A 23,178-nucleotide genomic window follows, 5' to 3' on the forward strand; every position below is an offset into this window, starting at 1 on the left:
AACCCGGTGTGCAACCAGTCGCCACACCGGGAAGACCTTTTCCGATCGTGGCGTCCACCGATCGGGAAAGGCAACATGAACATCCCCCTTCTTCTCCTCGCATTGGCGACCTTCGCCACCGGCACGGCGGAAAATCTCGTCATCGGCATCCTGCCCGATGTGGCGTCAGGGCTCGGCGTCTCGATCGGCCTCGCCGGGCAGCTGACGTCGGTCTTCTCCGTGACATTCGCGTTGGCGGCGCCGGCAGCCCTCATGCTGACGGCGCGCCTGGAGCGCAGGACCCTGCTTTTAGTGACGCTGGGGCTCTTCATCACAAGCAACGTCGTGGCCGCTGCCAGCCCGAATTACGGCGTCCTGGTTGCCGCCCGCATCGGCATGGCGGCCGCGAGCGCAGCGTCTTTATCGGCCTTGAGCTGTTTGCGGCCTGCGTGATGTTGGCATGTGGCTGGTTCGTACCGGGGGGCGGTCGGTCGAAGCCGGCGCACGGTGGCTCCTATGCCGGCCATCTGCGCTCGCTACCCTGCGTCTGCGCGCAGCTCGTGTCGGTGCTGATGATCGGCGGTCACTTCATCCTGTTCGCCTATCTCGCACCCTATCTGGCCGAGATCGTCGGGATGCGGGGCGATGAGGTCGTCACAGCCTTTTTCGCCTTCGGCGTGGCCGGCGTCTGCGGTGGATATCTCGGCGGCCGGTTCAGCGATGCCGTTCCGCCGCGGCTGGCGATCCGGTTGACGCCGCTCGCCTACCTGCTTGCGCTGATCGCCGTACCCTTCATGTCCGAGATGCGCCTGCTGTTCCTAGTGGTGATGATGCTGTGGGGCTGCATCAGCTGGATGATTTCGCCCGTGGTGCAGAGCTTTCTGATCAGCCAGAGCCCCGAGACGGCGGAAGCCGGCATCGGTCTCAACCTGTCGGCGATGCATGTCGGCGTCGGGCTGGGCACGGGCATCGGCGGTCTGCTTGTCGAAGCGGCCTCGCCATCTGTGCTTCCGGCCGCAGCCGCGATTCTGGCGGGCCTTGCCGTGGTCGCGGCATTCGCGCGACATGGCGTGTGCCAGCGCCGGAAGGGGCCGATCGCCAGCCGGCGGCGTGAGCGAGCGGTCGACAGCGCCGCGCGTCTTATTAGACGCGCAAAGGTCGCTGTAGCACTTTGAATGGCTGCATGTCTTTTGTCCTTAAATCGAATAGGATTTAAGGAAACATGCAGTAGGCTGTCGTTTGACTGCAGATCAGGATGTGGCGCCGGGTAGCGGCAGGTTGAGCGCCGGGCCGGGGCTGACGCCGTGCTGTCGGCGGACCTGCCGCGATGCGCTGCCGTCGAACAGCGACATTGGCAACGTCCCTGTCAGGATCCAGCGATAGGGCGAGCCGGCATCCGGTTCGCGCGATTGATGCGGTATCGACGCCAACGGCAGCACGTATTCCGGACGGCGCAGGCCCGCGTCCTTGTTTCCGAGCCAGGTGAGCACGACAAACACCTCGCCGCCGATCTCCAGCGCCGACAAGGAACAGGTCCGGCCGGAGACATTGGCCTGGACGGCATCCTCGTGAACTTGAAAACGGCTGACTTTAAGCGACATCGATCGGCTTCCTCGAAATGGACCTCTTGCCGGCCGCTCATGCGTGGCAAGACGAGCTGACCTTCGGCCAGCTTCAGACTTTCATCCCGCTACAGTGCTCATTTCTTTGAAGGAAAATGGTGCCGCTTAGCAGACTCGAACTGCTGACCCCATCATTACGAATGATGTGCTCTACCAACTGAGCTAAAGCGGCCCTGAGGCGGTTCCGCGAAAAGTCCGCGGAACGAAGTGTGAGGCGCTGATAAACGCAAAGCGCCAAGATTTCAAGCCATCAGTTTCGAGAACTTGAAAATTCCTTGTTGGCGGCGATCGTGGGGGCGGGGCGGAGCCCGAGGCGGGCGCGCGCGGCGTCGTATTCGCGCTCCCACCGATCGACCAGATGCGCGACCGAAGTGACCTCGCGGACCGCGCCGATGCCCTGGCCGCAGCCCCAGATGTCCTTCCAGGCCTTGGCGCCCTCGGTGGCCTGGGCGAAGTCCATCTTCGACGGGTCGGCTTCCGGCAGGCTTTCCGGGTCCATGCCAGCCGCCAAGATCGATGGCTTCAGGTAGTTGCCGTGAATGCCGGTGAAGTAGTTGGAATAGACGATGTCGGCGGCATTGCTGTCGACGATCATCTGCTTGTAGGCGTCGCTGGCGCGCGCTTCTTGCGTGGCGATGAAGGGCGAGCCGATATAGGCCATGTCGGCGCCCATCGCCTGGGCTGCCAGGATGGCGCCGCCATTGGCGATCGCGCCGGAGAGAAGCAAGGGGCCGTCGAACCAGGAACGGATTTCCTGGACGAGGGCGAAAGGCGAGAGCGTGCCCGCATGGCCGCCCGCGCCCGCTGCAACGGCGATCAGGCCGTCGGCGCCCTTGCGGATCGCCGAATTGGCGTGGCGGTTGTTGATCACGTCGTGCAGCACGATGCCGCCGTAGGAATGAATGGCGGCGTTGACCTCGGGCACGGCACCGAGCGATGATATCACCACCGGCACCTTATACTTGATGCAGAGCATCAGGTCCTGTTCGAGGCGGGTGTTGGACTTGTGGACGATCTGGTTGACGGCAAAGGGGGCAGCCGGACGGCCGGGGTTCTTGGCGTCGTGGTCGGCCAGCGTTTCGGTGATTTCGGCAAGCCACTCGTCGAGCTGCGATTGCGGGCGGGCGTTCAATGCCGGGAAGGACCCGACCACTCCTGCCTTGCACTGCGCGATCGTCAGTTTGGGATGCGAGACGATGAACAAGGGTGCGCCGACAACAGGCAGTCTCGTCGTTCCGGAAAGAATTGGCGGCAGCGACATCGAGTTCTCCATCCCATGAAATTTTTGACGTTTGCGTAAACGTCAAAATAGATAGCAGCAAGTTGCGCGCTTGCAAAGATGCGGATTTTCGAAGCGAAGCGACGGTTCGGAAGCAGTTTTCCCCGCCGTTGCCGGGGCTGCCGGCGCGTCGGACTTGCGGATTTTGAAAGCAGCGGTTACGCAATTGTTAACAAAACCAACGGCGTGCATCCGGAATTAACCGATAAGAGCTTGCGGATGATGAAAAAGGCACCGATCGAATGCCGAGCGCCGGCGGGGGCTACTGCATAATCCTTTAAATCGGATCCGATTCAGGGATAGGATTATGCAGCAGATTTAAGGCGTTACAGCGTCCTTTACGCGTCATATTTGACGCGCGGCGCTGTAAGGCCCGGTGTGCACAGAAGGATTTGACGTGAGCGGACTCGAAACTGCAATCCGAAATGCGCTGGAGCGCTCCGACAGAACCAACGCCGAAACGCGGGCGCGCATCTATCAATCTGCGCGACAGGCGCTGGAAACCGGGCTGCAGAAGCAGGGAATCGAGGATCAGAACGTCGTCGCCCAGCAGCGCCATCGGCTGGAAGCGGTCATCCATGCGATCGAAACCGAGGAGCGCGCGGCGTTGAAGGCACGCCCGGCGCCGACCCCTTCGGTCAGCCTCGACGACGCGGTCACGCCACGCGATACAGCAACGAGCAGGCCCGAGCTGCAGCCGTCCGCGCCCGCTAGCGGCCGCCGCGAGCCGGCTTTCGCCGGCCAGGCACCGCGCGATGCGCCGAATGACGGTGGGCTTGGCAGCCTTCGCGCCGACCGCGATGGCCCCGTTGTCTCGACGGCAGCGGCCGGCGAGGTCGCGGCCAGGCAGTCGCATGAAGGCCGAGGCGCAGTTGCGCCGGAAGCGCGCGCGACGGACGGTCGCAAGCGTCGACGCAAGCGGGGGCGTCTGCTTTCGCTCGCCATGGTCGTTGCGACGCTTGCCGCCGCGGTCGTGGCTGCCGTCTGGTGGGTCGAGACCAACAATCTGCTGCAGTCGCCGGCCGCGCGCGATACCAATGTCGCCAACCCGCCGGCAACAGTGGCATCGCAGGATTTCGACGGTGCCGCCGGTCTGCAGACCCTCGGTGCCCAGGAAGGCTTCACCGGCGACTGGGTCGAGGTGTATGCGCCCGGCAAGACAGGCGCGATCACGCCCGGCCCGCAGGCGACCGCCGAACAGGTCAACGACGATGGCGGACCGCGCGCCCTGCTGACATCTGGGAATGCCGATGCCGACGGTGACGTGACCATCGAGATCCCGGCCGCGATCCTGGCCGAGCTTTCAGGCAAGACGTCGACACTGGCGTTGACCGTCCAGGCCGCACCTGGCAAGTCGACCGAGTTTGCGGTGGAGTGCAACTTCTCTTCGCTGGGCGAGTGCGGTCGCCACCGTTTCACCCTGCATGACGAACGGGTCGACATGCTGTTCAAGGTCACCTTCGATCGCAGCCTTGCGCCGAGTGCTGCCGGGCAGATCGTCATCAACAGCGACATCAGCGGCGGCGGCAAGGGCATGAACCTTTACGCCATCCGCGTCCTGCCGGGTCAATAATCCCAACGCAGGTGGGTATAGACCGACGGGCGGCCGGCTGACGCTAAAGCGCGTCCCGATCTCAAGTGTTCTCTTGTTGCGCTTTACAGCGCCGCGCGTCTTTTCTTGCGCATGTCGTTGTCGCAAAATCGCTGCGCACTTTTGCGCGACAGGCCGCGGGCCTATTTCAGGAAGCCGGGGCCCGAGCCGATGATCTTGTCATCGACCTCGCCGATGGCGTCCTTGTCCTTGCCCTCATAATCGAGCTTGGAAAGCATGTGCCGAATGAGGTTGAGACGGGCGCGCCGCTTGTCGTTGCCACGCACCACGGTCCATGGCGCCTGGTCCGTATGGGTCTCTTTCAGCATCTGGTTGCGCTTATCGGTATAATCGTCCCATTTGTTGAGTGCGGCGATATCCATCGGCGACAGCTTCCAGATTTTCAGAGGATCATGGCAGCGGTCGTGAAAGCGCTTGAGCTGCATCTCGCGGCCGATGTTGATCCAGAATTTGAAGAACTGAATGTCTTCGTGCACGATCATCTTTTCAAAGCGCGGCACCTGCTTCAGGAATTGCTCGTGCTGCTCGGGCGTGCAGAAGCCCATGACCGGCTCGACGCCGGCGCGGTTGTACCAAGAGCGGTCGTAGAGAACGAGTTCGCCTGATGTCGGCATCGTCGCGATGTAGCGCTGGAAGTACCATTGCCCACGCTCGGTTTCTGTCGGCTTCGTCAGCGCGACGACGCGCGCCCAGCGGGGGTTCAGGTTGCCGCTGGTCGCATGGATCGCGCCGCCCTTGCCGGCCGCGTCGCGGCCCTCGAACAGGGCGATGATGCGCTTGCCGGTTGCCTGCTGCCAGAGTTGCAGCTTGACCAGTTCGATCTGCAGCTTTTCCAGCGTCTTCAGGTATTCATCGTCGTCGAGCTTCTTCTTGTAGGGGTAGTCGTCGGAGGAGAACGCGGCCTCGTCGATCCACTTCGGCAATTCGGGATTGTCGATGTCGAAGAGCCGCTTCTTGCCGCCGATATCGAGTTCTACCGCCCGGCTTTCGGTCTTCGTTGCTGCCTGCGTTGACGCCATTTGGTCTTCCTCCAGCCCGAGCGATTTCCTGTGAGGAGGCCACAATTGCATTGCGGATTCAAGCGCGTCGTGAAAATCATGTCATGAACGGTCGCTATCTCTCGACCATTTAGGGTCGGGAGGAAGACAAAGTGATTCATGAGGATATCGTGCTGGACGGTTCCAAGGCGTTCTGGCGGATGCTCGTGCCGCGACTGAAGGCAGAACGTTGGCTCCTCGGCCTGACGGCGCTGCTCGCCGCGCTTGCGACCGTCGCCGGCATTCATTTCCTCGTCGTGCTGCCGTTCTGGATCGTGCTTGCCGCAGCCCTGCTCAACCGCAGCGCGCCTTCGGTGCTACCGAAGGCCGCAAAAGCGGCAAAGGTGGCCGCGGTTGCGGGCGCGGCCAGCGACGCCCTGATCCCAGCCCTGAACGCGCTCGATATGCCGGTGCTGGTGGTGGCTGTCGATGAAACGGTCGTCTTCCAGAACATCGCTGCCGAAAAGGCTTTCGGCACCATCCCGCCCAACAGCTATCTTGCCGCCCGCGTTCGCTCGCCCGGCATTCTCGATATGGTCCGCGAGACGATCGCGACCGGCAAGATCAACCAGATCGAGCACACCGAGCGGCTGCCGTCCGATGCCGTCTATGTGGTCCGGGTGGCGCCAGCCGAAATCGGTGGCGATGGCCCATGGCGCCGGATCTTTCTCTTGACCTACCGCGATATTTCGCAGGCCCGCCGCATCGATCGCATGCGCTCTGACTTCGTCGCCAACGCCAGCCACGAGTTGCGCACGCCGCTGGCGTCGCTGCGCGGCTTCATCGAAACCATGCAAGGCCCGGCGCGCAACGACGCGAAGGCGCAGGAGAAGTTCTTCGGCATCATGCACGAGCAGGCGACGCGCATGAGCCGCCTCGTCGACGACCTCCTGTCGCTGTCGCGGCTGGAGCTGAAATCGCACATCGCGCCAGACGATACGATCGATCTGCGGCCGCTGCTCGGCCATGTCCGCGACAGTCTTGCTCCGCTTGCGGGCGATCTTGACGTGACGATCACGCTGACAATGCCCGAGACGCCTGTGGTCGTTCAGGGGGATCGCGACGAACTGATCGAGGTTTTCGAGAACCTGATCGAGAATGCCTGCAAATACGGCCAGGAAGGCAAGAGGGTCGATGTCGAGCTTTCCGGCGACGACGGCGGGCAGGCGGAGGTCGTGGTCAGAGACTACGGCCCCGGCATTCCGGCCGAGCATGTGCCGCGCATCACCGAGCGGTTCTATCGCGTCAATGTGGAGGCCAGCCGCTCGAAAAAGGGCACCGGTCTCGGCCTTGCGATCGTCAAGCACATCCTGACCCGCCACCGCGCGCGGCTCCTGATCCACTCGGAGTTGGGCAAGGGCACGGTGTTTACCGTGCGCTTTTGACATATTGGCGCGGGATAATGCCGCTGTGTTCATTTTTCATTATTATTTTCAATGACATGAGCTGTCATAAATGTTTCGCGAAACTGACATAAAAGGTGTGGCTATCGGCGGCTAGTTAGGGGCAGCCGATCAAACGGCGAAGAGCGCTGCAACGCTTGGCGCACTCAACACCAGCCCATTCCGGGAGAACTTTTATGAAAGCTCTTAAACTCACCGTAGCGGCGCTTGTCGCATCCGCCGCATTCGCCGGCGTGGCTGCCGCGCGCGATCAGGTTCAGGTCGCCGGCTCCTCGACCGTTCTTCCCTACGCAAAGATCGTCGCCGAGACGTTCGGCGAAACGTTCCCGGACTTCAAGACCCCGGTTGTCGAATCCGGCGGCTCCTCGGCCGGCCTGAAGGAATTCTGCAAGGGCGTTGGCCCTGATACCATCGACATCGCCAACTCCTCCCGCAAGATCAAGGACAGCGAAGTCGAGGCCTGCAAGGCCGCCGGCGTCACCGAGATCCAGGAAATCCAGATCGGTTATGACGGCATCGTCTTCGCAACCGACGCCGGCAACGCCGACCTCGCCCTGAAGCCCGTTGATCTCTACAAGGGTCTGGCTGCCGAAATCGTCGTCGACGGCAAGCTCGTTGCCAACCCTTACAAGAAGTGGTCTGAAGTCAACTCCGCTCTGCCGGACGCCGACATCGCCGCCTTCATCCCGGGCGAAAAGCACGGCACGCGCGAAGTCTTCGAAGAGAAGATCCTGGCCGCAGGTTGCAAGGAAGCTGGCGCCATTGACGTCATCAAGGCCGCCGTTGCCGATGAGAAGCAGCAGCACAGCAAGTGCGTCGCAGTCCGCAAGGACGGCATGGCTGTCGACATCGACGGCGACTACACCGAAACGCTGGCCCGTATCGCTGCCAACAAGAACGGCATCGGCGTATTCGGCCTGTCCTTCTACGAAAACAACGCCGACAAGCTGAAGGTCGCCACCGTCAACGGCATCGTTCCGTCGACCGAAACGATCGCTTCCGGCGAATACCCGGTTTCCCGCCCGCTGTACTTCTACGTCAAGAAGGCACATCTCGGCGTTATCGCGGGCCTCAAGGAATATGTTGAGTTCTTCCTCGACGATCAGATGATCGGCCCGGAAAGCCCGCTTGCAGAATACGGCCTCGTCGCTGCTCCGGACGCCGAGCGCGAAGAAGTTCGCAAGGCTTTCGCAGCCGGCAACATGCTCTGATACTGACAAGCCCCGGCGCGATGGTCTCGCGCCGGGGCATGCCTCCATCCGAACTGCCGGCAGCGCATTGAGCGTCACGCCGCGGAGACGTGCCGATGAGTACTTCATTTCTTCTTTTGCTCATTGTTGTAATTGGTTTTATTTCTTATTTTGGGGGTCGTGCGCGCTCCTTCGCACAGGCTGGCGGCAAGCTCTCCAATCTGCATTCCTTACCCGGCTATCACGGCAGCTATGTCGCCATCTGGGCGATCCTTCCAGCGGCGCTCGTACTCGGCGCCTGGCTCGTCGCCGCGCCCATGTATATCGACTCCAGCACCCGGGCGACCTTGCCCGAGACGGTGCAGACGCAGGGCGGCGCCACGGTCGAGCTGGCGCTTGGCCAGGTCAAGTCGGTCGCCGGCGGCCTGAAGCGGTTGACGGCCGAAGAAGTTTCGGCGCTTGAAAGCGGTTCGGCCAATCTTCGCTCGACGCTTGCGGCCAAGGGCGTGGCTCTTGCCGGCGAGGGCGAACCCTACATGATCACCGCCGCCCAGCATTTCAACGCGATGAGCGCCACCAATCGCTGGCTGATGAGCGCCGTCGTCCTGCTGATCGCGATTGCCGGCGGCTTTTATGCCATCCGCAACATCGCCACCCGCTTCCGCGCCCGCAACCAGGTCGAGCGCGTCATGCTCGGCGCGCTGATCGTAGCGTCCTCGATCGCCATCCTGACGACGGTCGGCATCATCGCCTCTATGCTGTCGGAAGCCGGCCGCTTCTTCACGATGGTTTCACCCTTCGAGTTCTTCTTCGGCACGGTCTGGGACCCCCGGTTTGCTGCCGCCGGAAGCGGTGGCTCCTCCGGCCAGTTCGGCCTGATCCCGCTTCTCGCCGGTACGCTCTACATCGCCTTCGTCGCCATGCTGTTTGCGGTGCCGATCGGCCTGTTTGCCGCCATCTACATGGCGGAATATGCCAGCCCACGACTGCGTTCGACGGCAAAGCCCCTGCTCGAAGTGCTCGCCGGCATCCCGACCATCGTCTACGGTTTCTTCGCACTTGTGACCGTCGGCCCATTCCTGCGCGATATCTCTGCCCAACTGAACGGTCTCGTCACCGGCAATTATCAGAACTTCATCCAGGCACAGAGCGTCGTGACCGCCGGCATCGTCATGGGCATCATGCTGATCCCGTTCGTGTCCTCGCTTTCCGATGACATCATTACCCAGGTACCGCGGGCCCTGCGCGACGGTTCGCTCGGCCTTGGTGCCACCCGCTCCGAGACAGTCAAGAAGGTCATCCTTCCCGCAGCACTTCCGGGCATTGTCGGCGCTCTGCTTTTGACCGCCTCGCGTGCCGTCGGCGAGACGATGATCGTGGTGCTTGCCGCCGGTGTCGCGGCCCGCATGCAAATCAATCCTTTCGAGCCGATGACCACGGTGACGGTGAAGATCGTCAACCAGCTGACGGGTGACCTTGAGTTCACCTCGCCGCAGACGCTGGTTGCCTTCGCACTCGGCATCACGCTCTTCGTTATCACGCTCGGCCTCAACATTTACGCGCTCTACATCGTGCGCAAATATCGGGAACAGTACGAATGACCGACATCGCTTCCCCGGCCGTCCGGATCTCCGTCCGCCCCGCATCCGCCAAGCGTGATATCGGCATCAAGCGTCGCTACGCGGCCGAGCGTCGGTTCCGTGCCTATGGCATCAGCGCCATCAGTCTTGGCCTGTTCTTCCTCGCTCTGCTGCTGTGGACGGTGATCTCCAACGGCTACACCGCGTTCCAGCAGACGACGATCACGCTGCCGATCGAATTCACCGAAAAGGTCATCGATCCCAAGGGTGAGCGCGCGACCGACGGCAAGGTGCTGGTGGCGGCCAACTATCCGCTGCTGGTCCGCGATGCGCTGATCAAGCAGCTCGGCATCGATCCGAGCAATCGTCCGCTGGTCAAGCGGGCCACCGACATGGTGTCTGCAAGCTCCCGCACGCTGTTGCGCGACATCGTCGTCGCCGACCCGTCGGTTATCGGCAAGACCATACCGGTGACACTGCTCGCCGAAGCCAATGTCGACTCCGCCTTCAAGGGGCAGATCGACCTGAAGGTCGATGAGAGCAAGCGCAAGGTCAAGGACCAGCAGGTCACCTGGATGAACGAGCTTGCAAGCGCCGGCGTCCTGAAGAAGAGCTTCAACACCGGCATCTTCACCTTCGGTGCCTCGAGCCGTCCGGAAGCGGCAGGCGTCGGCGTTGCCGCCCTCGGTTCGCTGTTCATGATGCTGATCGTGCTCGTGCTGTCGCTGCCGATCGGCGTTGCCGCCTCGATCTATCTCGAAGAGTTTGCGCCGAAGAACCGGCTGACCGATCTCATCGAGGTCAACATCAACAATCTCGCCGCCGTTCCGTCGATCGTCTACGGTCTCTTGGGGTTGGCCGTATTCATCAACTTCGCCGGCATGCCGCGCTCGGCCGCCCTCGTCGGCGGCCTGGTGCTGACGCTGATGACCCTGCCGACGATCATCATCGCCACCCGTGCAGCGTTGAAGGCGGTCCCGCCGTCGATCCGCTCGGCAGCGCTCGGTCTCGGTGCGTCGAAGATGCAGACCATCTTCCACCACGTCCTGCCGCTGGCGATGCCGGGCATCCTGACCGGCACGATCATCGGTCTCGCCCATGCACTTGGCGAAACCGCGCCGCTGCTGTTGATCGGCATGGTCGCCTTCGTCGTCGATTATCCCGGCTCGCCGATGGAGCCGTCGACCGCGCTGCCGGTGCAGATCTACATGTGGGCCAACGAGGCGGAACGCGCCTTCGTCGAGCGCACATCCGGCGCGATCATCATTCTTCTCATCTTCCTCGTCGTCATGAACCTTGGCGCCATTCTGTTGCGACGTCGCTTTGAGCGCCGTTGGTAGTGAGGTAATTACTATGAACATCATGTCAGAAGCAGCAGTCGAAAAAGCCTTGGATCAGAAAATGAACACCGTGCCCTACAAGATGATCGGCAAGGATGTGTCGGTCTACTACGGCGAGAAGCGTGCGCTTTTCGACGTCAATCTCAATATCCGCGAGAACACGGTGACAGCGCTGATCGGCCCTTCGGGCTGCGGCAAGTCGACCTTCCTGCGCACGCTGAACCGCATGAACGACACCATCGAGAACTGCCGCGTCACCGGCAAGATCACGCTCGATGAAGACGACATCTACGACCCGACGATCGACGTCGTGGAACTGCGAGCCCGCGTCGGCATGGTGTTCCAGAAGCCGAACCCGTTCCCGAAGTCGATCTACGACAACGTCGCCTACGGCCCGCGCATCCACGGGCTTGCCCGCACCAAGTCTGAGTTCGACGAAGTCGTCGAGACCAGCCTGCAGAAGGCTGGTTTGTGGAACGAGGTGAAGGATCGCCTGCAGGAGCCGGGCACCGGTCTTTCGGGCGGCCAGCAGCAGCGTCTGTGCATCGCGCGCGCCGTTGCCGTCAGCCCTGAAGTGATCCTGATGGACGAGCCCTGTTCGGCGCTCGATCCGATCGCGACGGCCAAGGTCGAGGAACTGATCCACGAGCTGCGTACCAACTTCACGATCGTCATCGTCACCCACTCGATGCAGCAGGCGGCGCGTGTTTCGCAGCGCACTGCCATGTTCCACCTCGGCAATCTTGTCGAGGAGAACGACACCGACAAGATGTTCACCAATCCGGATGACCAGCGTACCCAGGACTACATCATGGGCCGGTTCGGTTGATGGCCGAAGCTCCTCTTCACCCCGTTTCCTGAACGCGCCCGCAAGGATCGAAGACTATGTCCATGCACATAATGTCCGCCTACGACGAAGAACTGAAATATCTCACGCGCCGCATCTCCGAGATGGGCGGGCTTGCCGAGCAGATGGTGGGCGAATCCGTTCGTGCGCTTGTCAATTCTGACCTCGCCTTGGCGCAGAAGGTGATCTCCGACGACACCATCCTCGATGAAGCCGAACGCCAGATCGGCGAAAAGGCAATCGTCACCATCGCCAAGCGCCAGCCCGTTGCTGCCGACCTGCGCGAGATCATGGGATCGATCCGCATCGCGTCCGATCTGGAGCGCGTCGGCGACCTCGGCAAGAACAACGCCAAGCGTGTCATCGCGGTTGCCGGCTCCGGCATCCCGCGCAAGCTGGCGCGCGGTCTCGAACACCTGGCAGAGCTTGCGCTGGTGCAGCTCAAGGAAGTCCTCGACGTCTACGCTTCCCGCTCGCCGGAGAAGGCCAACAGCATCCGCGAGCGCGACGAGGAGATCGACGCGATCTACACCTCGCTGTTCCGCGAGCTGCTCACCTACATGATGGAAGATCCGCGCAACATCACGCCCTGCACGCATCTTCTCTTCTGTGCCAAGAACATCGAGCGTATCGGCGACCACGCCACCAATATCGCCGAGACGATCTACTACATGGCGACGGGCGCGCAGCCGGAAGGCGAGCGTCCGAAGGACGACAATACGTCGACGCTGGGTGCCGTGAAGGACTAACGCATGTCGCGCAAAAGTGCGCAGCGGTTTTGCGATAACGACATGTGCAAAAACAAGAACTTAAAGCACAACAAGCGCATCTTAGAGATCGCGACGCGCTTTAAGACCCGGATACGTTCGAGTGCCTGCTTATGAACCTGCTCCGGTCGCAGCCCTGGTTGCGGCCCTGCTCTACTGCGTCTGAAGCTATACGTTTTCGCGCGTGCCTATGAAAACGCGCGGAGTGCTCCAGATTCTATATGTTCGAGCATCTCTTTGCGTTCGATCGAACGCGAGACGCTCTGGGTAAGGAGACGTTGCCTGATGTTGCCGAAAATCGCCGTTGTCGAAGACGAAGAGGCGCTGAGTGTCCTGCTGCGTTATAACCTCGAAGCCGAAGGGTTCGATGTTGATACGATCCTGCGCGGAGACGAGGCGGAGATCCGCCTACAGGAGCGCCTCCCGGATCTCCTGATCCTCGACTGGATGCTGCCGGGCGTTTCCGGCATCGAGCTTTGCCGCCGGCTGCGCCAACGTCCGGAAACCGAGCGCCTGCCGATCATCATGCTGACGGCGCGCGGCGAGGAGAGCGAGCGGGTTCGTGGCCTTGCCACCGGCGCCGACGATTATGTCGTCAAGCCGTTCTCGACCCCGGAGCTGATGGCCCGTGTCAAGGCGATGCTGCGGCGCGCCAAGCCCGAGGTCCTCTCGACGCTGCTTCGCTGCGGCGACATCGAGCTCGATCGCGAGACCCATCGCGTGCATCGCCGCACCCGCGAGGTCCGCCTTGGTCCGACGGAATTCCGCCTGCTCGAATTCCTGATGTCGTCGCCGGGCCGGGTGTTCTCGCGCTCGCAACTCCTTGATGGCGTCTGGGGCCACGATATCTATGTCGACGAGCGCACCGTCGACGTGCATGTCGGTCGCTTGCGCAAGGCACTGAATTTCTCGAGCATGCCTGATGTCATCCGCACCGTTCGCGGTGCCGGCTACTCGCTCGAAAGCTGAGCCAGCCGGCCACTGCAGCGCCGCGCATCTTAATGGACGCGCAAAGGTCGCTGTTGCATCTTGAATTGCGGCATGTTTCCTTGAAGCGAATACGAACCAGGGAAACATGCAGCAGCCAATAAAAAAGGGGCCGTGCGGCCCCTTTTCTGCATGTGGTTTTCGGTCGTCTCAGCGAGCGCGACGGCGCTCGGAGGTCGGCTGATAGGCAAGCCGCGCATGGAATGTGCAATAGGGCGAAGCTTCCGGGGAATCGTTGCCGCAGAAGTGGAATTCTTCCTTGAGCGGGTCGCCGATCGGCCATTTGCAGGTGCGCTCGGTCAACTGCGTCAGCTCCAGGCGGCGCGACATTGGCACGACCACATCCGTCTGGATGCGGAAATCCTGTTCGGCGACGAGATCGACTTCGACCTCTTCCTTGAGCACGGTCGCGCCGGCCGCACGGGTAACCGTCCGTGTCGTGACGCGCGAAGCGTAGTTCGGAGCGCGCGGCGCCGAAGTCGGGCGCTGCTTCGGCCGGGTCGCGGCGGTGGTTCCGCCAGCCTTGGCCCTGCCGGGCAGGCTCAGCCGGTGAACCTTGCCGATGACCGCATTGCGGCTGACGCCGCCGAGCTGTGCCGCGATCTGGCTCGCGCTCAGGCCCTCGGACCAAAGCTTCTTCAGTTTTTCCACCCGCTCGTCAGTCCAGTTCATTTCTGCACTCTCCGTTCTCAGCGTTGGCGATGACAGAATCTCTCACCACGCTCCGGACAGGCTCCGGAGCTGCAACGCGATAACACTTTTGGTGACTAGGCCCGCCGCATGCGTCTAGTAATTGAACATTAACCTACTGACCGGCGGACTCCGTGGCAAGAGTCCCGCGAATCGCGCCGAATCGATTTCTTGGTTTTCCCCAACTTGCTCGGTGGGCGTTGCATTTTTGCAAGCCCCGTCGCGTGATTTTTTCGTCGCATGGATCAGACCTGTCCGACCGCACTGCAAAGCTTGGTTTTGTTGACATTGCGCTGCGAAATAGGAATAGTGCCTGCGCCGCCGCAAGGCGGCATTTTTAATTTTTTGCCGCGCTCAACAGGGGCTCGGATCGATGCCGATAGCAATGAAGGAGAGGCTCGCCATGACTGCAACCACGCCGCTTTACGACACCTACATGCGTGCGCCGTTGCGTTTCGAGCGAGGAGAGGGCGTCTGGTTGATCGCCGAAGACGGCTCGCGCTATCTCGACTTCGCCGCCGGCGTCGCCGTCAACTCGCTTGGCCATGCGCATCCGCATCTGGTCGAGGCGTTGAAGGCGCAGGCCGAGAAGGTCTGGCACCTGTCCAACCTTTATGAGGTCCCCGGCCAGGAGAGCCTTGCACGCCGGCTGACGGCCGTCACCTTCGCCGATCGTGTCTTCTTCACCAACTCGGGTGCCGAGGCGCTCGAATGCGCGATCAAGACTGCGCGTCGCTACCACTATGCCAAGGGCAATCCGGAGAAGTTCCACATCATCACCTTCGAGGGTGCCTTCCACGGACGCACGATCGCGACCATCGCGGCGGGTGGTCAGCAGAAGTACATCGAGGGCTTTGGCCCGAAGGCCCCGGGTTTCTATCAGGTTCCCTTCGGCGATATCACGGCGCTCAAGGATGCGATCACCGACGAGACGGCGGCGATCCTGATCGAGCCGATCCAGGGCGAGGGCGGCATCCGCCCGGTCACCAAGGAATTCATGCAGGAGCTGCGCGCGCTTTGCGACGAGTTCGGTCTGCTGCTGATCCTCGACGAGGTCCAGTCCGGCGTCGGCCGCACCGGCAAGCTTTTCGCCTATGAATGGGCTGGCATCCGTCCGGATATCATGGCTGTCGCCAAGGGCATCGGCGGCGGCTTCCCGCTCGGTGCCTGCCTTGCGACCGAAGAGGCGGCTGCCGGCATGGTCGCCGGTACGCACGGTTCGACCTATGGCGGCAACCCGCTTGCCATGGCTGTCGGCAACGCCGTGCTCGACGTCATCCTGGCCGACGGTTTCCTGGAGCATGTCCGCGACGTGGCCCTGGTCTTCCGCCAGGGCCTCGCGTCGTTGAAGGACCGTTTCCCCGATGTGATCGAGGATATCCGCGGCGACGGCCTGATGCTCGGCATCAAGGCGAAAGGCCCTTCGGCCGATCTCCTGAAGGCGATCCGCGCGGAGAAGCTGCTGGCTGTTCCGGCCGGCGAAAACGTCCTGCGCCTGTTGCCGCCGCTGACGGTGACCGCCGCGGAAGCGCGCGAAGGCCTGGCGCGGATCGAGCGCGCGGCCGAAGCCGTGAGAAGCAGCAGCGGTACCGCCGCAGCCTAATTTGTGAACCCGGAGATCGGCAGCGATTTTCCCAAGGGTCCATGCGCGAGCCCAAGGTGTCGAGCGTTCTTTTGGCTCTTCGACACCGGTCGCGCTCCACGGGCCATTCTGAGACAGGAATTGACTACGATGGCAGGCACAAGACATTTCATCGATCTTTCGGCCATGACGGCAGCCGATCTGCGCACGATCATCGATGACGCACGCGTGCGAAAGACGGCGACGAAGGCCGGAACCGCCGAAAAGCCGCTCGCCGGCAAGATGTTGGCGATGATCTTCGAAAAGCCTTCGACCCGCACGCGCGTCTCCTTTGACGTCGGCATGCGCCAGCTCGGCGGCGAAACCCTGTTTCTCTCGGGCACCGAAATGCAGCTCGGCCGCGCCGAGACCATCGGCGACACTGCCAAGGTGCTGTCACGCTACGTCGATGCGATCATGATCCGCACCACCGATCATCGCCGTCTTCTCGAGCTTGCCGAGCACGCCACGGTGCCCGTCATCAACGGCCTGACCGACGACACCCATCCCTGCCAGATCATGGCCGATATCATGACCTTCGAGGAGCATCGCGGCCCGGTGAAGGGCAAGACCATCGCCTGGACCGGCGACGGAAACAACGTGCTTCACTCGCTGATCGAGGGCTCGGCCCGTTTCGGCTACCGCATGAACATGGCGGTGCCGCTCGGTTCCGAGCCGCACGACAAGATCCTCAACTGGGCGCGCAACAATGGCGGCGAGATCCTGCTTTGCCATGAGGCCGAGCAGGCCGTTGCCGGCGCGCATTGCGTCGTTACCGACACCTGGATTTCCATGAACCAGGAGCATCGCGCTCGCGGCCACAACGTCTTCCAGCCCTTCCAGGTCAACGACGCGCTGATGAGGCACGCCTCGCCGGACGCACTGTTCATGCACTGCCTGCCGGCGCATCGCGGCGAGGAAGTGACCGACGAGGTCATCGACGGGCCGCAGTCGGTGGTATTCGACGAGGCGGAAAACAGGCTGCACGCACAGAAGTCGATCATCGCCTGGTGCATGGGGCTCGTCTGATCGGCGCGTCTGCCTATTGAAATTTCCCGCATGCGACACGATTTAGGCCGAATGCGGGACGTTCCGGGGTGGAAACAACGGACGTTACCTGACGACAGGCAGCGCATGATCGGCCGGCAAAACGGCACATGCCTGCTAGACAAATCCGTTTATGGCGGGATCGAATAGGATAACGGGCAGGCTGCACCGGAGGATGTTTATGTTCTCTGCGCGGCCCTCTCCCAAGCATGTCGCGGAAAAGTGCGCAGCGGTTTTGCGATAACGATATGCACAAGAACAAAAACTTGAAGCGCAGTCAGCGAATCCTGGCGATCGCGACGCGCTTTAGTGACGTAAGGAGCAGCAGATGACTGAGATGGCACCAGGACTTGGCGAATTCGACTTTGCCGGTGACGATCATGTCGTGCCCTTCCAGGTGGAGGGCCTCGATGTGCGTGGCCGCGCCGTTCAGCTCGGCCCGATGCTCGATGCGATCCTCGAGCGCCACAACTATCCGCTTCCGGTCGCGCGGCTGGTTGCCGAGACCGTGGTGCTGACCGTGCTGCTCGGAACGTCGCTGAAGTTCGACGGCAAGCTTATCGTCCAGACGAAGAGCGACGGCCCGGTCGATCTTGTCGTCGCCGATTTTGCCACGCCCGATCGGGTGCGCGCCTATGCCCGTTTCAACGAGGAAGCGCTGGAGGAAGCTCTGAAGGACGGACGCACCCAGTCGCATGAGCTGCTGGGCAAGGGCGTTCTCGCCTTCACCATCGATCAGGGTGCCCATACCCAGCGCTATCAGGGCATCGTTGCGCTCGATGGCGCCACGCTCGAGGAGATTGCCGGCGTCTACTTCCGCCAGTCGGAGCAGATCCCGACCAAGGTGCGCCTCGGCGTTGCCGAACTGCTCGACCGCGACGAGAACGGCAAGCCGCGCCATCGCTGGCGCGCCGGCGGCATGGTCGCGCAGTTCCTGCCGGATGCGCCGGAGCGCATGCGCCAACCGGATCTTTCGGGGGGTGACGGCGACGACAACGAGGATCTCTTCGACGAGGACGATCTCTGGGCGGAAGCCAAGGTCATGGTCGAGACGATCGATGCCGACGAACTGACCGACCCGATGGTCGGCACGGAACGTCTGCTCTATCGGCTGTTCCACGAGCGCGGCGTTCGCGTCTACGAGCCGCAGGCGGTCTATGATCGCTGCAGCTGTTCGCGCGAAAAGATCCGCTCGGTGCTCACCGGACTGCACGCCGACGATATCGAGAGCACCATCGAGGACGGCTTGATCAAGGTGACGTGCGAGTTCTGCTCGACCACCTATCGCTTCGAGGCAAGCGAGGTCCGCCAGCAGTAGGATGCCTCAATTCAGGGTTCGAACGAGCCCTGGTGAATCAAGCGAGAAGGCGGGGATTGCCACGTTGAAGTGTTCTCCGCCTTCCGATTCCATGCTGTAGTGGCCGAACATGACGCCGGACGGCGTATCGAGCGGGCATCCGGAGGAATATTCGTAGGTATCGCCGGGGTTCAGCAACGGTTGCTCTCCGATGACACCGGGCCCGCTGACTTCGTCCACCTGGCCGTTCTCGTCGGTAATATGCCAGTAGCGTGTCATCAGCCGAACCGACTCGGCCGAATGGTTGGCGATGACGATGCGGTAGCCCCAGACATAGCGGCTGTCATCCGGATCAGATTGCTCTTCCAGATAATAAGGCTCCACCGTAACTTCTATGTCGCGAGTGAGCGCGCGATACATGAGCAACACCTTGTTTCAAGTCTTTCAGGGTATTCTACAGCAAGATGGTTTCGTCAAGAATAACGGCAGGATTGCATGCGTCGGCGGCAAGTCTGCGGAAAGGCGAGGCCGATGCTTGATGGCGCGGTGAGAAAACATCTGGATCCGATACTGGATCGGCTCGGTGCAGCACTTGCCCGCGGGGGTGTCGGTGCCAATGCGGTCACGATCACCGGCCTCGCGCTCGGCCTCGTTGCCGCTGTCCTCATTGCCGGACAATACTACCTTGCCGCCGCCATTGTTATCGTCGTTAGCCGGCTTTGCGATGGACTTGATGGTGCGGTGGCACGCGCCACGCGCAAAACCGATTTCGGTGGTTTCCTCGACATCGTGCTCGACTTCGCCTTCTACGGTGCCATCCCGCTCGGCTTCATCGGCGCCGATCCGCAGGCCAACGGTCTTGTCGGCGGTCTGCTGCTCTTCTCGTTCTACGTCAACGGATCGAGTTTTCTCGCCTATGCCATTATGGCCGAAAAGCGAGCGATGACGACGGATGTGCGGGGGGCAAAATCGCTCTACTTCACCACCGGGCTTGCCGAGGCGACGGAGACGATCGCCGCCTTCCTGGCCTTCTGCCTGTTCCCGACGTGGTTTCCGCTGCTGGCGGCGCTGTTTGCGGTCGTCTGCCTCTACACCGCGCTATCGCGCATTGTGCTCGCGCGAACGCGTTTTCGCGACGTCGAGTAGCGGCCGCCGCCGATCTCGGGGCGGCCGTCTTGTTCGTGGGTATCAGGCCTTGACGGTCTTCAGCGCGCGGGCGAAGTCCTCGACGATGTCGTCGCTGTCCTCGATACCGGCGGAGAAACGAACGGTGCCGGCGGAAATGCCGAGCTCGTCGCGAGCTTCGTCCGTCAGGTTCTTGTGCGTCGTCGTCGCCGGATGGGTGATCAGGCTTTTGGAATCGCCAAGATTATTGGAGATGCGGGCGATCTGCAGTGCGTTCTGCAGTGCGAAGGCCGCATCCTTGCCGCCCTTGAGTTCGAAGGCGACAAGGGTCGAACCGCCGGTCATCTGCTTGGCGATGATGTCGGCCTGCGGATGGTCCGCGCGGCCGGGGTAGATCACCTTGGCGATCTGCGGCTGCTCGGCGAGGAAGTCGGCGACGCGACGGGCGTTTTCGGTCTGCTGCTTGACGCGCAGCGGCAGCGTCTCGATGCCCTTCAGCAACGTCCAGGCGTTGAACGGCGACATCGCCGGGCCGGTGTGGCGGAAGTAGTCATGCAGATGCTCGTTGATCCAGTCCTTGTCGGACAGAACCACGCCACCGAGGCACCGGCCCTGGCCGTCGATATGCTTGGTGGCGGAATAGACGACGATATGCGCGCCGAGTTCCAGCGGCTTCTGGAACAGCGGCGTGGCGAAGACGTTGTCGACCACGACCTTGGCGCCGATCTGGTTGGCGAGCCGAGAAACGCCTGAAATGTCGATCACTTCCAGCGTCGGGTTGGTCGGGCTTTCCAGGAAGAAGACCTTGGTGTTCTTCTGGATCGCCTTTTCCCAGTTCGCGAGATCGCGTCCGTCGACCAGCGTGCATTCGATGCCGTATTTCGGGGCCAGCGTCTCGACCACCCAGCGGCAGGAGCCGAAGAGGGCGCGGGCGGCAACGATGTGGTCGCCGGCCTTCAGCTGGCATAAAATGGCGGCAGTGACGGCAGCCATGCCTGATGCCGTGGCGCGCGCGTCTTCGGCGCCTTCCAGCATGCACATGCGCTTTTCAAACATGTCGTTGGTAGGGCTGCCGTAACGGGCATAGATGAAGCCTTCGGTCTCGCCCTTGAAGCGTGCTTCCGCCGCCTCGGATGTCTCGTAGACGAAGCCCTGGGTGAGGAAGATCGCCTCGGACGTCTCGCCGTGCTGGGAGCGGGTCGTTCCGCCGTGGACGAGTTGGGTTGCCGGGCGCCAGTTTTTGCTCATGTGACGATCACCTTCAAAAACAAAAAAACCGGCCGCGTGAAGGGCCGGTTTGAAACCCGGCCTTTTTAGCTACTTGTTTAACGTGGCTGCAAGCCGACCGGCCAAATCACCACGGGATAAAGCTCCAATACTGCTTGGGTGCGCTTGCGTCAATTCCTGGAGTTTGGTTTTGTCTCGCAACTGAAAAGAGGATCGAAATGGGCCGCGAGACTGGGATTTTGGCCGACCGCGCGATCGCCGCGCTGTTTGCGACCGGACGCTTGAAAAGCGAAAAGGCGCTGGATACCGATCAGATCCAGCCGGCAAGCCTCGACCTGCGCCTCGGCGCCAAGGCATTTCGCGTGCGCGCGAGCTTCATGCCGGGGCCGGCGCATCTCGTTGCCGACAAGCTCGACCGGCTGAAACTGCATGTCGTCGATCTCTCCGACGGCGCCGTGCTGGAAACCGGCTGCGTTTATATCGTGCCGCTGATGGAAAGCCTCGATCTGCCGGAGACCATGTCGGCTTCGGCAAATCCGAAGAGCTCGACCGGTCGCCTCGACATCTTCACCCGCGTCATCACCGATCGCGCCCAGGAGTTCGACAAGATCCCGGCTGGATATCGCGGACCGCTTTACCTCGAAATCAGCCCGCGCACCTTCCCGATCGTCGTGCGGCGCGGTTCGCGCCTGTCGCAGATCCGCTTCCGCACCGGCCAGTCGCTGCTCTCCGAGCAGGAACTGCTGGCGCTGCATGAAAGCGATATGCTGGTTGCGAGCGACAAGCCCAATGTCAGCGGCGGCGGGATCGCGCTCTCGATCGATCTCAAGGGTACGGGCCCGGACGGACTGATCGGCTACCGCGGCAAGCATCACACCGCGGTCGTCGATGTCGACAAGAAGGCGCAGCATGCCGTGTTCGACTTCTGGGAGCCGCTCTATAGCCGTGGCCGCGACGAGCTGATCCTCGATCCCGACGAATTCTACATCCTCGTTTCGCGCGAAGCTGTGCATGTTCCGCCGCTCTACGCTGCCGAGATGACGCCGTTCGATCCATTGGTCGGTGAATTCCGCGTGCATTATGCCGGCTTCTTCGATCCGGGCTTCGGCCATGCCTCTGCCGGCGGCAGCGGCAGCCGAGCGGTGCTCGAAGTCCGCAGCCACGAGGTTCCCTTCATCCTCGAGCATGGCCAGATCGTCGGCCGGCTGGTCTATGAACATATGCTGGAACGCCCGGAGGGACTTTACGGCCTCGGTCTTGGCTCCAACTATCAGGCTCAGGGTCTCAAGCTCTCCAAGCATTTCCACGCGGAGTAACAGAAAAAGTGCCGTTGCGCGGCAACGCGGCGCAACGGTCCTTGACAGATGCATGCGGTTGAGGAAGTTTCCGAAGCGCTGCGGGTGTAGTTCAGTGGTAGAACGCCAGCTTCCCAAGCTTGATGTCGTCGGTTCGATCCCGATCACCCGCTCCACTTTTTTCTTCAATGTCAGCCCATCGCGCTTTGAGCCGGCACTCCTGCGTGCGACGGCCCGAACCGTCGGACGCCGAAGCCAGTAGCCAGCCCGGTTCCATCCGGCTAATCTTGTCATCACCCATGAATCATCTGCGGCCGCGCTGGCCGTGCGGTACCACCAAGAGACGCGCTGGCCATTGCCCATGAAAATCCACCGACTGCTGGCTCTGTGCGTGTATCTGATGGCCGGTTCGCTTGCCGCCCAGCCCAGGGATCTGCCCAATCTGTTCGATGCGCGCGAGCGCATTGCCAAGCCGGATCTGACCGGCCTTGCGCGCCTACGGTTCCTGACCACGGTGGATTTCCCGCCGTTCAACTTCATCGACCAATCGGGCAAGCTTTCGGGCTTCCATGTCGACCTGGTGCGCGAGATCTGCCGCGAACTCGATATCGAAGCCAAATGCCAGATCCAGGCGGTCACCTATGCCGAGCTGCTCCCGGCGCTGGAAGAGGGACAGGGCGAGGCGGTCGCCGCCGGCATCTCCGTCAGTCCGGAACTGCGTCAGCGCTTCGGCTTCTCCAGGCCGTTCATACGGCTTCCTGCGCGCTTCGCCGTCAACACCAAGGCAGCCGGCGCCGTCTCCGATCCGTCGGGCCTGAAGGGCAAGGCGGTGGGCGTCGTTTCCGGCACCACGCATGAGGTGATGTTCAGGGCCTTTTTCCCCAAGCTTGAAGCCAGGATCTTTCCCGATCGCGATGCCATGCTCGCCGCTCTGCAGAAGGGCGAGGTCGCAGCCGTCTTTTCCGACGGCATGCAGCTTTCCTTCTGGGTGTCCGGCAGCGCTGCCGCCGGATGCTGCGCGCTTGTCGACGGCGCCTATTTCTCGCAACGCTTTCTTGGCGAGGGCCTGACGATCATGAACCGCAAGGCCGAGCCGGCGCTGACGCAGGCGATCGATCACGCCTTGCTGGCGCTTTCGCGCAGTGGGCGGCTCGACGAGATCTACCTGCGCTATTTCCCGAACGGAATTTACTAGGAGCGTTTCAGCGGCTCCTCTGAGACAGAAACGCTCTG

General features: G+C 62.1%; 22 protein-coding genes, 2 tRNA genes and 1 riboswitch. Of the genes, 17 read left to right on the forward strand and 7 right to left on the reverse strand.

Annotation, left to right across the window (positions count from 1 at the left end):
- Window positions 1-75 precede the first annotated feature (75 nt).
- Window positions 76-432, forward strand: a complete 357-nt coding sequence (locus J3R84_RS00645; RefSeq protein ID WP_051509151.1) for an MFS transporter — start codon at window positions 76-78, stop codon at window positions 430-432.
- Window positions 432-1,154, forward strand: a complete 723-nt coding sequence (locus J3R84_RS00650) for an MFS transporter (protein ID WP_051509152.1) — start codon at window positions 432-434, stop codon at window positions 1,152-1,154. Before J3R84_RS00645 ends, J3R84_RS00650 begins: the two co-directional genes overlap by 1 nt.
- Before the next feature lie 75 nt (window positions 1,155-1,229).
- On the opposite strand, the gene J3R84_RS00655 is transcribed toward J3R84_RS00650, so the two are convergent.
- From J3R84_RS00655 to J3R84_RS00665, 3 genes are all read right to left on the reverse strand, one after another.
- Complete coding sequence (locus tag J3R84_RS00655) at window positions 1,230-1,580, reverse strand: hypothetical protein (RefSeq protein ID WP_025425790.1); 351 nt, start codon at window positions 1,578-1,580, stop codon at window positions 1,230-1,232.
- A gap of 117 nt (window positions 1,581-1,697) precedes the next feature.
- Window positions 1,698-1,773: transfer RNA gene (locus J3R84_RS00660), tRNA-Thr, on the reverse strand.
- A gap of 78 nt (window positions 1,774-1,851) precedes the next feature.
- Entirely contained in the window at window positions 1,852-2,862 is a 1,011-nt protein-coding gene (locus tag J3R84_RS00665; protein WP_203527354.1) for an NAD(P)H-dependent flavin oxidoreductase, read from the reverse strand.
- A 415-nt stretch (window positions 2,863-3,277) separates the two neighbouring features.
- Here J3R84_RS00665 and J3R84_RS00670 point away from each other — a divergent pair, with 415 nt between their 5' ends.
- Window positions 3,278-4,453 (forward strand): hypothetical protein, encoded by a 1,176-nt coding sequence (locus J3R84_RS00670; protein ID WP_025425792.1) that lies wholly within the window; start codon window positions 3,278-3,280, stop codon window positions 4,451-4,453.
- A 161-nt stretch (window positions 4,454-4,614) separates the two neighbouring features.
- On the opposite strand, the gene ppk2 is transcribed toward J3R84_RS00670, so the two are convergent.
- Window positions 4,615-5,511, reverse strand: a complete 897-nt coding sequence (gene ppk2 / locus J3R84_RS00675) for a polyphosphate kinase 2 (RefSeq protein ID WP_025425793.1) — start codon at window positions 5,509-5,511, stop codon at window positions 4,615-4,617.
- A gap of 131 nt (window positions 5,512-5,642) precedes the next feature.
- Here ppk2 and phoR point away from each other — a divergent pair, with 131 nt between their 5' ends.
- The 7 genes from phoR to phoB all read left to right on the forward strand — a co-directional run bounded on the left by phoR (window position 5,643) and on the right by phoB (window position 13,625).
- Complete coding sequence (gene phoR / locus J3R84_RS00680) at window positions 5,643-6,914, forward strand: phosphate regulon sensor histidine kinase PhoR (RefSeq protein ID WP_025425794.1); 1,272 nt, start codon at window positions 5,643-5,645, stop codon at window positions 6,912-6,914.
- Window positions 6,915-7,108: 194 nt separating this feature from the next.
- Window positions 7,109-8,143 carry a substrate-binding domain-containing protein gene (locus J3R84_RS00685; protein ID WP_025425795.1) on the forward strand — a complete coding sequence of 345 codons (1,035 nt, stop codon included), beginning with the start codon at window positions 7,109-7,111 and terminating at the stop codon, window positions 8,141-8,143.
- A gap of 95 nt (window positions 8,144-8,238) precedes the next feature.
- Entirely contained in the window at window positions 8,239-9,723 is a 1,485-nt protein-coding gene (gene pstC / locus J3R84_RS00690; RefSeq protein ID WP_025425796.1) for a phosphate ABC transporter permease subunit PstC, read from the forward strand.
- Window positions 9,720-11,042, forward strand: coding sequence for a phosphate ABC transporter permease PstA (pstA, locus tag J3R84_RS00695; protein ID WP_025425797.1), 1,323 nt, complete (start codon window positions 9,720-9,722; stop codon window positions 11,040-11,042). Before pstC ends, pstA begins: the two co-directional genes overlap by 4 nt.
- Before the next feature lie 13 nt (window positions 11,043-11,055).
- A complete protein-coding gene (pstB, locus tag J3R84_RS00700; protein ID WP_025425798.1) occupies window positions 11,056-11,871 on the forward strand; it encodes a phosphate ABC transporter ATP-binding protein PstB in 816 nt (271 codons plus the stop codon).
- 56 nt (window positions 11,872-11,927) lie between these two features.
- Window positions 11,928-12,638 carry a phosphate signaling complex protein PhoU gene (phoU, locus tag J3R84_RS00705; protein ID WP_025425799.1) on the forward strand — a complete coding sequence of 237 codons (711 nt, stop codon included), beginning with the start codon at window positions 11,928-11,930 and terminating at the stop codon, window positions 12,636-12,638.
- Window positions 12,639-12,941: 303 nt separating this feature from the next.
- On the forward strand, window positions 12,942-13,625 hold the full coding sequence (gene phoB, locus J3R84_RS00710; RefSeq protein ID WP_025425800.1) for a phosphate regulon transcriptional regulator PhoB: 684 nt from the start codon (window positions 12,942-12,944) through the stop codon (window positions 13,623-13,625).
- A 168-nt stretch (window positions 13,626-13,793) separates the two neighbouring features.
- On the opposite strand, the gene J3R84_RS00715 is transcribed toward phoB, so the two are convergent.
- A complete protein-coding gene (locus J3R84_RS00715; RefSeq protein WP_025425801.1) occupies window positions 13,794-14,315 on the reverse strand; it encodes a GcrA family cell cycle regulator in 522 nt (173 codons plus the stop codon).
- A gap of 421 nt (window positions 14,316-14,736) precedes the next feature.
- Here J3R84_RS00715 and J3R84_RS00720 point away from each other — a divergent pair, with 421 nt between their 5' ends.
- The 3 genes from J3R84_RS00720 to J3R84_RS00730 all read left to right on the forward strand — a co-directional run bounded on the left by J3R84_RS00720 (window position 14,737) and on the right by J3R84_RS00730 (window position 18,319).
- Complete coding sequence (locus J3R84_RS00720; protein ID WP_025425802.1) at window positions 14,737-15,936, forward strand: aspartate aminotransferase family protein; 1,200 nt, start codon at window positions 14,737-14,739, stop codon at window positions 15,934-15,936.
- Window positions 15,937-16,065: 129 nt separating this feature from the next.
- A complete protein-coding gene (argF, locus tag J3R84_RS00725; protein WP_025425803.1) occupies window positions 16,066-16,983 on the forward strand; it encodes an ornithine carbamoyltransferase in 918 nt (305 codons plus the stop codon).
- A gap of 346 nt (window positions 16,984-17,329) precedes the next feature.
- Window positions 17,330-18,319, forward strand: a complete 990-nt coding sequence (locus tag J3R84_RS00730; protein WP_025425804.1) for an Hsp33 family molecular chaperone — start codon at window positions 17,330-17,332, stop codon at window positions 18,317-18,319.
- Window positions 18,320-18,325: 6 nt separating this feature from the next.
- Here the strand turns inward: J3R84_RS00730 and apaG are convergent, their stop codons facing one another.
- A complete protein-coding gene (gene apaG, locus J3R84_RS00735) occupies window positions 18,326-18,718 on the reverse strand; it encodes a Co2+/Mg2+ efflux facilitator ApaG/CorD (protein ID WP_025425805.1) in 393 nt (130 codons plus the stop codon).
- A 111-nt stretch (window positions 18,719-18,829) separates the two neighbouring features.
- Between apaG and J3R84_RS00740 the strand changes: the two genes are divergently transcribed.
- A complete protein-coding gene (locus tag J3R84_RS00740) occupies window positions 18,830-19,444 on the forward strand; it encodes a CDP-alcohol phosphatidyltransferase family protein (RefSeq protein WP_025425806.1) in 615 nt (204 codons plus the stop codon).
- Window positions 19,445-19,486: 42 nt separating this feature from the next.
- On the opposite strand, the gene J3R84_RS00745 is transcribed toward J3R84_RS00740, so the two are convergent.
- Window positions 19,487-20,671, reverse strand: coding sequence for an O-succinylhomoserine sulfhydrylase (locus J3R84_RS00745; protein ID WP_025425807.1), 1,185 nt, complete (start codon window positions 20,669-20,671; stop codon window positions 19,487-19,489).
- Window positions 20,672-20,715: 44 nt separating this feature from the next.
- A riboswitch (SAM riboswitch) is annotated at window positions 20,716-20,794 on the reverse strand.
- 74 nt (window positions 20,795-20,868) lie between these two features.
- On the opposite strand from J3R84_RS00745, the gene J3R84_RS00750 reads away from it, so the two are divergent.
- The 3 genes from J3R84_RS00750 to J3R84_RS00760 all read left to right on the forward strand — a co-directional run bounded on the left by J3R84_RS00750 (window position 20,869) and on the right by J3R84_RS00760 (window position 23,140).
- The gene (locus tag J3R84_RS00750) at window positions 20,869-21,966 is read left to right on the forward strand and encodes a 2'-deoxycytidine 5'-triphosphate deaminase (RefSeq protein WP_025425808.1); all 1,098 of its coding nucleotides are present in this window, start codon (window positions 20,869-20,871) and stop codon (window positions 21,964-21,966) included.
- An 80-nt stretch (window positions 21,967-22,046) separates the two neighbouring features.
- Window positions 22,047-22,121, forward strand: a tRNA-Gly gene (locus J3R84_RS00755).
- A gap of 185 nt (window positions 22,122-22,306) precedes the next feature.
- Entirely contained in the window at window positions 22,307-23,140 is an 834-nt protein-coding gene (locus tag J3R84_RS00760) for a transporter substrate-binding domain-containing protein (RefSeq protein WP_038575856.1), read from the forward strand.
- The last annotated feature ends 38 nt before the right edge of the window (window positions 23,141-23,178 follow it).

Source organism: Ensifer canadensis (genome assembly GCF_017488845.2).
GTDB classification, from domain to species: Bacteria; Pseudomonadota; Alphaproteobacteria; order Rhizobiales; family Rhizobiaceae; genus Ensifer; species Ensifer canadensis.

Excerpts from the sequence above, each read along its gene's own strand:
- J3R84_RS00665 (WP_203527354.1), bottom strand. The coding sequence starts at position 2,862 with ATGTCGCTGCCGCCAATTCTTTCCGGAACGACGAGACTGCCTGTTGTC.
- phoU (WP_025425799.1), top strand. The coding sequence starts at position 11,928 with ATGTCCATGCACATAATGTCCGCCTACGACGAAGAACTGAAATATCTC.
- J3R84_RS00650 (WP_051509152.1), top strand. The coding sequence starts at position 432 with ATGTTGGCATGTGGCTGGTTCGTACCGGGGGGCGGTCGGTCGAAGCCG.
- phoB (WP_025425800.1), top strand. The coding sequence starts at position 12,942 with ATGTTGCCGAAAATCGCCGTTGTCGAAGACGAAGAGGCGCTGAGTGTC.
- J3R84_RS00715 (WP_025425801.1), bottom strand. The coding sequence starts at position 14,315 with ATGAACTGGACTGACGAGCGGGTGGAAAAACTGAAGAAGCTTTGGTCC.
- J3R84_RS00760 (WP_038575856.1), top strand. The coding sequence starts at position 22,307 with ATGAAAATCCACCGACTGCTGGCTCTGTGCGTGTATCTGATGGCCGGT.
- J3R84_RS00685 (WP_025425795.1), top strand. The coding sequence starts at position 7,109 with ATGAAAGCTCTTAAACTCACCGTAGCGGCGCTTGTCGCATCCGCCGCA.
- J3R84_RS00750 (WP_025425808.1), top strand. The coding sequence starts at position 20,869 with ATGGGCCGCGAGACTGGGATTTTGGCCGACCGCGCGATCGCCGCGCTG.
- pstC (WP_025425796.1), top strand. The coding sequence starts at position 8,239 with ATGAGTACTTCATTTCTTCTTTTGCTCATTGTTGTAATTGGTTTTATT.
- J3R84_RS00740 (WP_025425806.1), top strand. The coding sequence starts at position 18,830 with ATGCTTGATGGCGCGGTGAGAAAACATCTGGATCCGATACTGGATCGG.
- pstA (WP_025425797.1), top strand. The coding sequence starts at position 9,720 with ATGACCGACATCGCTTCCCCGGCCGTCCGGATCTCCGTCCGCCCCGCA.
- J3R84_RS00720 (WP_025425802.1), top strand. The coding sequence starts at position 14,737 with ATGACTGCAACCACGCCGCTTTACGACACCTACATGCGTGCGCCGTTG.
- J3R84_RS00645 (WP_051509151.1), top strand. The coding sequence starts at position 76 with ATGAACATCCCCCTTCTTCTCCTCGCATTGGCGACCTTCGCCACCGGC.
- ppk2 (WP_025425793.1), bottom strand. The coding sequence starts at position 5,511 with ATGGCGTCAACGCAGGCAGCAACGAAGACCGAAAGCCGGGCGGTAGAA.
- J3R84_RS00730 (WP_025425804.1), top strand. The coding sequence starts at position 17,330 with ATGACTGAGATGGCACCAGGACTTGGCGAATTCGACTTTGCCGGTGAC.
- argF (WP_025425803.1), top strand. The coding sequence starts at position 16,066 with ATGGCAGGCACAAGACATTTCATCGATCTTTCGGCCATGACGGCAGCC.
- J3R84_RS00745 (WP_025425807.1), bottom strand. The coding sequence starts at position 20,671 with ATGAGCAAAAACTGGCGCCCGGCAACCCAACTCGTCCACGGCGGAACG.
- pstB (WP_025425798.1), top strand. The coding sequence starts at position 11,056 with ATGAACATCATGTCAGAAGCAGCAGTCGAAAAAGCCTTGGATCAGAAA.
- J3R84_RS00655 (WP_025425790.1), bottom strand. The coding sequence starts at position 1,580 with ATGTCGCTTAAAGTCAGCCGTTTTCAAGTTCACGAGGATGCCGTCCAG.
- apaG (WP_025425805.1), bottom strand. The coding sequence starts at position 18,718 with ATGTATCGCGCGCTCACTCGCGACATAGAAGTTACGGTGGAGCCTTAT.